The sequence below is a fragment of the Bradyrhizobium erythrophlei genome (assembly GCF_042430365.1).
Taxonomy (GTDB): Bacteria; Pseudomonadota; Alphaproteobacteria; order Rhizobiales; family Xanthobacteraceae; genus Bradyrhizobium; species Bradyrhizobium erythrophlei.
Window position 1 is genome coordinate 2,761 of record NZ_JBHMET010000271.1, and the last position, 8,993, is coordinate 11,753.

The window sequence follows — 8,993 nt, forward strand, 5'->3', positions numbered from 1 at the left end:
CGCGCAGGCATTCGTGAAAGGCAGGCGCATGACCGTGCGTTCCCGACGCGAAGTCGTTACCTTCAAGCACCCCTTCCGGATCAGAGGCATCGATCGCCTGTTGCCCGCCGGCGAGTACGACGTCATCACCGACGAGGAGACGATCGAGGGACTCTCATTCGAGGTGTTTCGGCGCATCGCCACCATGATCATCGTTCCAGCAAAGGGTTCGCGCGGGCTTGTGACCGAGATGGTCTCGATCGGCTCGGTCGATCTCGCCGACGCGCAACGCATTGATGCAAGCGCCTCCGATGTCTGACGAACCGCTCGACCTCGATAGTCACCGCGGCATGGCGGCACAGAAGGCCACCGACCTCCGCCGTGCGCTGGCCGAGGTCGAGACCCATGCGAGGGAGCTGCGGGAGCGCCGCGCCGAGATCGAACATCACCTGCTGTCGTACCCCGCCGCGTCGTGGCCGGAGGCAGCCGTCAAGGCGCGCTACGTCCTGAAACTGTATGCCGCAGGACTGGCGCCGGAAGACACGAGGCATCGCGATCTGGTCGCGGCCATCCTTGAGGATTTTGCCCGGCTTACCGAGCACGGCTGAGGCGTTGGTCGCTACGTCGTTTTTGCTAGGAGTAGGAGACATGACCCTGACGCCCGGTCGCTTCATCGGCTATGAATACGACAGGATGGTCGTCCTGTTTTCGATGCTTGACGGCGAGAGGGAGGTTCCTTGCGCGGTCTCAACCTCTGCCATGGATGAGCTGGAAGGTGCCCGAGCGAAAGGGGACCAGCGCGAGGCGCAGTTCATAAGGCTGCGCGATCGTATCGAAGCCTGCGCCGACGGCAAATACCGGGCGACCGAGCTCGAGGGCACGCCGCCCGGCATCATCCTGCGCAGCATTGATTTCCGGAACCAGAGATAGCAGCTTCCTCTGTGTGTACTTTCTAACGCACGCCAATGCGTTCTTGGGTGTAGGCTATCGGGCATCACCGCTCAGTCATTGGCAGCCATCGGTGACTGGAGTGTTGTGCTCCCGCCACAAACCGGGAGTGTCGCATGCCAGACGCGCAACTCACGAACAAACTCTCGGCCCGCGAAACTGTACGGCCGCGGTGTCCGCTGTGCCAAGGCACAATGGAAGTGCTGCATGTTGTGTCAGGAAGACCCGGCTTCGAGCATTGGACCTTAAGATGCAGGAAATGCGGGCTTGTCCATCAAGCACAGACCGCCGCAGATCCGATCAATTCCGAAGTGCTGGCCTGGTGCGATGGCGAGCTGAAGCCGCCCCGATAGGCAAATCTGATCGATTTTCCTCGCTATTGCCGGCGAATGAGCGCAGCATCGCTCGGCGAGGCTCACGACCAAAGAGGTCGCGCGTGAAACACGACATATATAATAGTAAGGGTGTCCACGTCGGACTCGTGATCGGTTCAGCCATTTTCGACCTCACGGGCAAGATGCTGTACGAGCTCAAGGGAACCAAAATTTATCGGGCATCCGGCGAATTGATTGGTCGTTTTTATGGCGCAAGCGCTTCCGAAGGGCTGCGGCTCGACAAGGCAGCTGACCGGTTGTTCTCGTAGCTCCGACGCGAGGCGGCTGCGCGGCGGGCGTACTGCAGTCCGCTCGGACCAAGCGCTCCTTTGGCTGTTGTGAGGACTTCGCTGACGCGCATCGCTCATCTGAACCGCAGATTGTCGCGCGAGAGCTGGCTGATCGCAGTGCAACCCATCAGCTTCATGTCGCGCTCTATTTCGGCTCGCGTCAGGCCCAGCGCGCGCTCGACGCCAGCTTGGCCGGCCGCAGCCAAAGGAAAAAGATAGTAGCGACCAACGCCGACCGCCTTGGCGCCGACAGAGAGGGCCTTCAGGACGTGGGTCCCCCCGCCATCCATGAGCACGTCGATGCGATCACCCACGGCATCGACGATTTCGGCCAGTTGGTCGAATGATGCCCGTGAGCCGTCCAGCTGCCGGCCGCCATGGTTGGAGACCACGATGCCCGTGCAGCCGATCTCCGCGGCGCGTTTGGCGCCGGCAGCGGACATGATGCCTTTGAGGCAGAAGTGACCGTTCCATTGCCGCACCATCTCCGCCACGTCGTCCCAGTTCATAGAGGAGTCGAGCATCTCGGTGAAATAGCGACCGATCGAAAGGGCGCCGCCGCTCATGTCGACGTGCTCGTCGAGTTGGGGCAGTTTGAAGCGCTCGCGAGTGGCGCAGTTGATCCCCCATACGGGCTTGATCGCGAATTGCAGCATCCCGGCGAGCGTCAGCCTGAATGGAATGGAAAATCCGGTGCGTAGGTTGCGCTCGCGGTTGCCGCCTGTGATGCTGTCGACGGTCAGCATCATGATATCAACCCGGGCCGCCTTGGCCCGCTGGAGCATAGCCCGGTTGAGGCCTCGATCCTTGTGGAACTGATAGACCTGACCCGTAAGGCTCGAAGGAACACGAGTCACCTTGACATCGCCTAGGTGGTATCGGGACCCCTTGGATGCTCCTCTCGCGTCCGCGTTCCTGAGCAAATGCGCGACTCCGCCAGGGAACCAAACATTTCCTTGCGATACGACTGCATGACAACTATATGTTGCTCATCGAGTTTCGGCCGAACGACTTGGCCTCGCCGCAAGTAGCGCGCCTGACTGACGACTCTCCCTCAGATCTCGACTAAACCGATCGCGTTGGGCGCGGTCTCAACTACACACACTCGAAGGACGATCTCCCATGACTACGGGAACAGTGAAGTGGTTTAACAACCAAAAGGGCTTCGGCTTTATTCAGCCGGACCAAGGCAGCCAGGATGTCTTCGTTCATATCAGCGCGGTCGAACGTGCCGGCATGAGCACCCTCAACGAGGGGCAGAAGGTTTCCTTCGACGTGGTCGCAGACCGCCGGACCGGCAAATCTGCTGCGGAAAATCTGCGCGCCGTATAAGCCTCCCCACACGCCATCAATGCTTTGACCACGGATGTACTGGCAAAGCCTCTGGTAGAGAACCCCGCCACCTGGCCCCCCCCAGCGGCGGGGCTCTTTTTGCGAGCGTATGCGGGTGCCCTGCAAACGTGTTTTGAGTCGGCCTTTGGGCACCTTTTTCATGCGCCCGACTAGAAGCCATAAGGAGCTGAAAATTATTGATATGTCCAACATCGACGTCGACGACCAGCACGACGATATCGTCTACCCTTCCGCGCTCCCATTTGCATTGATCCATCTGGGATGCGCCGCGGCGTTCTGGTCCGGCATTACATGGCAGGCGGTCGTCATCGGCATGACGATATACTGGCTACGCATGTTCGCGATCGGCGCGGGGTATCATCGGTACTTCTCGCATCGGTCCTACTCTACCAGCAGACTGTTTCAATTCATCCTTGCCGCGCTCGCTCAAAGCAGCGCCCAAAAGAGCATCCTGTGGTGGGCGGCCAAACACAGGCACCACCATTTGCATTCCGATACTCATCGAGATGTGCATTCGCCCCGGCATAGAGGTTTTGCGTACAGCCACGTTGGCTGGATCTTCGCGCGACAACACGATGCGACCGATCTGGTGAAGGTCGCGGATCTTGCATCGTTTCCCGAATTAAGGTGGTTGCACAAATTTGAGGTCTTGCCTGCGATAGCGCTCGCTGCCTGCTGTTTTCTCGTCGCAGGATGGTCCGGGCTGGTGGTTGGGTTCTTGTGGAGCACGGTGCTGCTTTATCACGCAACCTTTTGCATCAACTCTCTCGCGCATGTTCACGGACGTAAGCGGTACGTCACCGGGGATGATTCTCGCAACAACTGGGTACTGGCACTGGTGACGATGGGTGAGGGTTGGCACAACAATCATCACGCCTACCAAAGTAGCGTTCGCCAAGGGTTTCGTTGGTGGGAAATTGATATGACTTTCTACATCTTGAAGGCGCTATCTTATCTTGGGATCGTCTGGGACCTGAAGGCGCCGCCCGAGCAGGTGATGCGCAACGAACATCGGCTCGGAGCGCGGGCCATCAATCGAGCGGCCGAGCAGCTTGCCAAACGTTTCAACGCTGAGCGGATTGCGCTGGCTATTACATCGGCGATGCACTCATCCGAACTGTCCACCCTGCGGGAGGCGCTTAACGAAGCAAAGTGCCATGCCGCCGACGCGCTGACGGCCGTTCATCTGAACAGGATGCCGACTCGCAACGAGTTACTCGGTCGGGCCCAAGCCATGTTCACGCGTACCCGCTCGTTGGACGAAATCGTCGATCGAGCATATTATCTTCTTCTTGAATCTGTGGGCTCGCACCTGGCTGCATCCCTTCAGCTTCGATCGTAACTGACATGGATGGGCGCGCTGCTGGAGCAGCACGAGCGGCGCCGGAAGAACAACAGGGTGCATTTCATCACAGCATGGCAGCCGCAAATTTTGGAGGTAGACACATGTCATATGCCTATAAGCTGAATGAAGACGTTCACCACCAGCCCCAAGGTCCACAAGGTCGTGCCGCAACTGAACCACCAATGATTTACACCATCGTTCAACGCATGCCCATTGAGGCAGACGGACGTCTTAGATACCGCATCAAGAGCAAATCAGGGAATGTTGAGCGAGTGGTTACGGAAGATCAGCTTTCGTATTCTCAGTGATTTAGGGCAGTTGGAGGAGTATGGCGTGCCGAACGATCGAGAAAATATCCTGAGCGCGCTCCGTGAGAAGCCGCTCAAAGTATACGAGGTCATGAAACGCGCCAATGTTGCGAATGAGGAAGCTTGCCAATCCCTCCTGTTGAAAATGCGAGACGAGGGCTTGGTGAAGTTCGATATCCATAAAGGGCGATGGCTCATCGGATGATTCGCGAAACATTCGGCGGCCGCATCTCGTCTCGCCGATCGACCTCGACGGGCGGCCAATCCATGATTTGCCACTCGGCTCCGCAGTCGGAATCGCTTTTGCCGCGTCTTCCATCGGCGGGGCGTCAGCTTCCATCACCGCAAGTGCTCCGCTCAAATCCCTCATGTAGTCATGCTTTGAGCGGCATTTCGCTTCCGGCCTGCGATTGAAATCTAAAGAGCAGCAGCCATCCCATAGAACGCTGGCTTCGATTCGACGGCAGCCCTTCAAGTCGTCGACCTCACTTCCTCATGTCGCCTTGGACACCGCCTTAGTGACGATTCGCCAGGATGGCACAGGCGCGCGTGAGTGGGTGATGCTTGTAGTGAGCCGTTTGCCTTCACCTCATGCAGCGGCGCGGCGACCGGGACCTGACTATGCGGGGACAAGGTAGCTGATGCTGAAAGATTAGCACCATTGAGACGGTCCAACCGGCGCAGAAGTTGTCCGCTTATCGGAGAAGGTCGGAAGTGATCCGCGCACGGCCAAGACGACGCTTTTGGCCCCTTTGAGACATGCCGGGGCGGTCTGACGATGTCCGTTCATCGAGGCGGACCGGAAGTAACCGGCAAAGAGCCAAAACGGAGCTTTTGACCCAACTGCGACATCGGGCCTGACACGCTCCCGGTGCGGAGTGCTAGAATACCAGGGAACGGATCGTGTCCATGCGAAGAACCGCCGCCGTTATCGGCACCGCCATTTTCTTCGTGTTCGCGCCCTGCGTGGTGGCCGGGGTGGTCCCATGGTGGATTTCGCGCTGGGAGTTCAGGTTATCGTTTCCCGGCGTCGAGCTCACGCGCTTCGTCGGCGCCGCGCTCATTCTTGCCGGCGTAGCCGGGCTCGTGGATTCATTCGCGCGTTTCGCGCTGCAGGGGGTCGGCACGCCGGCGCCGATCGCCCCGACCCAACATCTCGTCGTTACCGGCCTCTATCGGTATGTGCGCAATCCAATCTACCTGGCGGTTGCCGCCGTCATTTTCGGCCAGGCGGTCCTGTTCGGCGATTGGCGGCTGTTCGCCTACGGCGTGGTTTTCTGGCTCGTCTGCCACTTGTTTGTCGTGGCCAACGAAGAGCCGACGCTTCTAAAGAAGTCATTCGGGGCGGAATACGAAGCGTTGCGCATCAATGTGCCGCGTTGGATCCCGCGCCTAACCGCTTGGCGAGCCGGTCGGTAATGGCTGTCGCACGACCTCAGCGCTGATTTCACTCAAGAAAGTGCGCGATCTCACTTGATCGGCGGAATGGTTCGCCCATGTCCTGAGCCTACGCGCTTATGTTCAACTGCCGCAGCACGTCAGCGATGAGTTGCGTCACGTCCTCATAGCCACCGTTGTGTTCAAGGTGATGCGCGTGCCTTGTCCGTCAGGCAGTGGTGTGGCGGTCACGATCCTATCCGTGTTGATGACGATGGGCTGATCGTCCGGTTGCGTGAACTGCACGAATGCCATGAAAGATAGATCCTGTCTGTTGGGCGCGCGAGCTGCGCGCGGTGCCCCGAAACCTGCGACGCGCGGGCGTCAAGGTCAAGCCTGCGTACCGAAACCGTAAAGGCGCTGCGGCCGGCATGACGAAGGAAGCAGCGTTACTGCAATTCAACTCAGTCCGTATCACCGTAAGCACAATCTGCCGGGTCAGCTTCGTGTGCGCCCAAGCTCGGATCGAACCGGAATAGCGTAGAGCAATAGGGGCAGACGATCTCACTGGCATCGCCCATCTTTAGGTAGATGTGTGGGTGATCTTGCGGCGGTATATCCCCAATGCACTTGAACTCGCGGCAACCAATGCGCACGATCGGCACCCCGACTTCATTATGAAACGCCGGATAACTTTCCATCTGCAGCGCGCGGCTTAGGCGCCCGGTCGATGATGCAAAGTGCCGCGCATGGATCGTCGAGCGAGGGCTCGATCAGCACCCGGTGAGCGGCGCCCCTCTCGCGTCGCTCGGTTGCCGTAAAACGCACCCATAGCGACACGTCCATCGTCAGTTTCTCCAACCATGGAAGGGGGTTGGAAGCTAACGCATCTGCAGTGGCTCCGGGGTCACTATCGCCGCGACGCGGTGCTTCACTGCGTTCTGCACCTTCGCGAAGGCGCCCACCTCGATCTGGCGCACGCGCTCGCGCGAGACGCCGAATTCCTCGGCCAGCTCCACGAGCGTGATCTGTTCCCCGGCGAGCCGGCGTGTCTCGAAGATGCGGCGTTCGCGCGGGTTGAGCACGCCGATGGCACCATTCAGCGCCTGCCGGCGATGATCGAATTCCTCGCTCTCCGCCATCAGGGCTTCGGCGTTGGGCGAGTTGTCGACCAGCCAGTCCTGCCATTCGCCAGCTTCGCCGTCGTCGCGGATCGGGGCGTTGAGCGACGCGTCGCCACCAAGGCGGCGATTCATGTCGACCACGTCCTGATCGGTCACGCCGAGGCGCTTGGCAATCAGCTTCACCTGGTCGGGGTGGAGATCACCCTCGTCCAGCGCGGAGATCTTGCTCTTCGCCTTGCGCAGGTTGAAGAAGAGCTTCTTCTGGTTCGCGGTGGTGCCCATCTTCACCAGCGACCAGGACCGCAGGATGTATTCCTGGATCGCCGCCTTGATCCACCACACGGCGTAGGTGGCGAACCGGAAGCCCTTCTCCGGCTCGAAGCGCTCGACCGCCTGCATCAGGCCGACATTGCCCTCGGAGATCGCCTCAGAGATCGGCAGGCCGTAGCCGCGATAGTCCCTGGCGATCTTGGTCACGAGCCGCAGATGGCTGGTGACCAGCTTGTGCGCCGCGTCGCGATCACCGTGCTCGCGCCAGCGCTTGGCTAGTAGGTATTCTTCCTGGCGCTCCAACATCGGGAACCGCCGAATTTCCTCAAGATAATGGGTGAGGCCGGGTTCGTCCGTAAGGATCGGCAGGGCCGCGTTGCGGGCCATTATCAAGCCCTCAAACTAGTTTCGAAACACAATTATCTGCACCCGATCGGTTGTCAAGTTAATTTCGAAACACTATTATATTTCCAAAGAGGCAGTCATGTCAGCGCGCGAAACGGCAGAGCTCCTGCTGCAGGTGGGACGGCTCGTACAGGCTGAGGGCTATGACGGTGAACTCAGTCCGGCCCAATGGATGGCGCTCCGCTTCTTCGCACGTGCCAACCCGTTCTCGCGGACCCCGTCGGCATTCGCGGAATTTCAAGCGACAACCCGCGGCACTGCAACACAAGCCATTAAGGCGCTTGAAGCGGGTGGGTACTTGGTCCGACAGCCATTCGAGACGGACGGGCGAAGCGTAAGTCTGCGACTGACGAGCAAGGGCAAAAAAGCGCTTGCACGCGATCCGTTCGAAGTTCTGGTGCGCGCCGTGGATTCGCTCGACGCGACAGAGCGAACTGCGATGCGTCGCGCCCTGCACCAAGTGCTGTCCACTCTAGCTACGGGTGGTGCGCATCGGCGGTTCGGTGTTTGCCTGGACTGCGCGCACTTCGGCAGAGAGATGTGCGGCAACCTGCCTAGCACGGGCCCCTCGGCCGTTGAATGCCTGCTCCTCGGTGTTCCGATTCAGCCAGAGGACGTAGGTCTTCTGTGCGTCCATTTTCAACCCATGAACGAGCACCGCGAGGACGGACGGATACCATGAATGAGTTCACCGCTGCGATCTGCTGAAAGGACGCTTAATTGACCTTCGTCGTCAACGAGAGCTGTATTCGCTGCAAAATCATGGACTGCGTCGAAGTGTGCCCCGTGGACTGCTTCTACGAGGGCGAGAACATGCTCGTCATCCACCCGGACGAATGCATCGACTGCGGGGTCTGCGCGCCGGAATGCCCGGTCGACGCGATCAAGCCTGACACCGAGCCGGGGCTAGAGAAATGGCTGTCGCTGAATGCGGAATACGCGAAAATCTGGCCAAATATTATGGTCAAAAAAGCGCCCCCGCCCGACTCTAAGGAGTGGGAGGGGAAGCCGGACAAACTCCAATACTTCTCGCCAAATCCCGGCGCGGGTGATTGAGGCGGACAGCGCCCGCACTGCTTGAGACGTGCCAACTGCATCGAGCGATGTCTGCTTTCAGGGGTAACCCGGAAGATATGTGCTCATGCTGAGTTCTTCTGACTTTGACCCGAATGTATGGTCCGGCCGTGCGGTGCAAGAGGTTTTCGTCGATCCGGCAGATA

The 8,993-nt window shown here is 59.4% G+C and carries 14 protein-coding genes and 1 pseudogene; 10 read left to right on the forward strand and 5 right to left on the reverse strand.

Annotation, left to right across the window (positions count from 1 at the left end; translation table 11 throughout):
• Positions 1–28: 28 nt before the first annotated feature.
• The 4 genes from ACFFWD_RS41895 to ACFFWD_RS41910 all read left to right on the forward strand — a co-directional run bounded on the left by ACFFWD_RS41895 (position 29) and on the right by ACFFWD_RS41910 (position 1,570).
• Complete coding sequence (locus ACFFWD_RS41895) at positions 29–298, forward strand: hypothetical protein (protein ID WP_376975271.1); 270 nt, start codon at positions 29–31, stop codon at positions 296–298.
• Positions 291–587, forward strand: coding sequence for a hypothetical protein (locus ACFFWD_RS41900; protein ID WP_376975259.1), 297 nt, complete (start codon positions 291–293; stop codon positions 585–587). Before ACFFWD_RS41895 ends, ACFFWD_RS41900 begins: the two co-directional genes overlap by 8 nt.
• Positions 588–627: 40 nt before the next feature.
• Positions 628–909, forward strand: coding sequence for a DUF1488 family protein (locus tag ACFFWD_RS41905; protein ID WP_376975260.1), 282 nt, complete (start codon positions 628–630; stop codon positions 907–909).
• Positions 910–1,363: 454 nt separating this feature from the next.
• Positions 1,364–1,570, forward strand: coding sequence for a hypothetical protein (locus ACFFWD_RS41910; RefSeq protein WP_376975261.1), 207 nt, complete (start codon positions 1,364–1,366; stop codon positions 1,568–1,570).
• A 95-nt stretch (positions 1,571–1,665) separates the two neighbouring features.
• Here ACFFWD_RS41910 and ACFFWD_RS41915 read toward each other — a convergent pair.
• Positions 1,666–2,496: pseudogene (locus ACFFWD_RS41915) on the reverse strand (alpha-hydroxy acid oxidase); the annotation flags it as partial.
• Positions 2,497–2,713: 217 nt separating this feature from the next.
• Here ACFFWD_RS41915 and ACFFWD_RS41920 point away from each other — a divergent pair.
• From ACFFWD_RS41920 to ACFFWD_RS41930, 3 genes are all read left to right on the forward strand, one after another.
• Positions 2,714–2,923: a cold-shock protein gene (locus ACFFWD_RS41920; protein ID WP_376975262.1), complete on the forward strand. Its 210-nt coding sequence runs from the start codon at positions 2,714–2,716 to the stop codon at positions 2,921–2,923.
• A 202-nt stretch (positions 2,924–3,125) separates the two neighbouring features.
• Entirely contained in the window at positions 3,126–4,286 is a 1,161-nt protein-coding gene (locus tag ACFFWD_RS41925; protein WP_376975263.1) for an acyl-CoA desaturase, read from the forward strand.
• Positions 4,287–4,390: 104 nt separating this feature from the next.
• Positions 4,391–4,597 carry a hypothetical protein gene (locus ACFFWD_RS41930; protein ID WP_376975264.1) on the forward strand — a complete coding sequence of 69 codons (207 nt, stop codon included), beginning with the start codon at positions 4,391–4,393 and terminating at the stop codon, positions 4,595–4,597.
• A 1-nt stretch (position 4,598) separates the two neighbouring features.
• Here the strand turns inward: ACFFWD_RS41930 and ACFFWD_RS41935 are convergent, their stop codons facing one another.
• The gene (locus ACFFWD_RS41935; protein WP_376975265.1) at positions 4,599–4,940 is read right to left on the reverse strand and encodes a hypothetical protein; all 342 of its coding nucleotides are present in this window, start codon (positions 4,938–4,940) and stop codon (positions 4,599–4,601) included.
• A gap of 566 nt (positions 4,941–5,506) precedes the next feature.
• Between ACFFWD_RS41935 and ACFFWD_RS41940 the strand changes: the two genes are divergently transcribed.
• A complete protein-coding gene (locus ACFFWD_RS41940) occupies positions 5,507–6,016 on the forward strand; it encodes a methyltransferase family protein (protein ID WP_376975266.1) in 510 nt (169 codons plus the stop codon).
• A gap of 135 nt (positions 6,017–6,151) precedes the next feature.
• On the opposite strand, the gene ACFFWD_RS41945 is transcribed toward ACFFWD_RS41940, so the two are convergent.
• The 3 genes from ACFFWD_RS41945 to rpoH form a co-directional block, all read right to left on the reverse strand.
• Positions 6,152–6,289 carry a hypothetical protein gene (locus ACFFWD_RS41945; protein WP_376975267.1) on the reverse strand — a complete coding sequence of 46 codons (138 nt, stop codon included), beginning with the start codon at positions 6,287–6,289 and terminating at the stop codon, positions 6,152–6,154.
• A gap of 149 nt (positions 6,290–6,438) precedes the next feature.
• Positions 6,439–6,675, reverse strand: coding sequence for a zinc-finger domain-containing protein (locus ACFFWD_RS41950; RefSeq protein ID WP_376975268.1), 237 nt, complete (start codon positions 6,673–6,675; stop codon positions 6,439–6,441).
• A gap of 180 nt (positions 6,676–6,855) precedes the next feature.
• Positions 6,856–7,755: an RNA polymerase sigma factor RpoH gene (gene rpoH, locus ACFFWD_RS41955; RefSeq protein WP_376975269.1), complete on the reverse strand. Its 900-nt coding sequence runs from the start codon at positions 7,753–7,755 to the stop codon at positions 6,856–6,858.
• Positions 7,756–7,852: 97 nt separating this feature from the next.
• Here rpoH and ACFFWD_RS41960 point away from each other — a divergent pair, with 97 nt between their 5' ends.
• Together ACFFWD_RS41960 and fdxA are read left to right on the forward strand one after the other, a co-directional pair.
• A complete protein-coding gene (locus tag ACFFWD_RS41960; RefSeq protein WP_376975270.1) occupies positions 7,853–8,455 on the forward strand; it encodes a MarR family winged helix-turn-helix transcriptional regulator in 603 nt (200 codons plus the stop codon).
• Between the two features lie 38 nt (positions 8,456–8,493).
• Complete coding sequence (fdxA, locus tag ACFFWD_RS41965; protein ID WP_247345266.1) at positions 8,494–8,829, forward strand: ferredoxin FdxA; 336 nt, start codon at positions 8,494–8,496, stop codon at positions 8,827–8,829.
• Positions 8,830–8,993 lie beyond the last annotated feature (164 nt).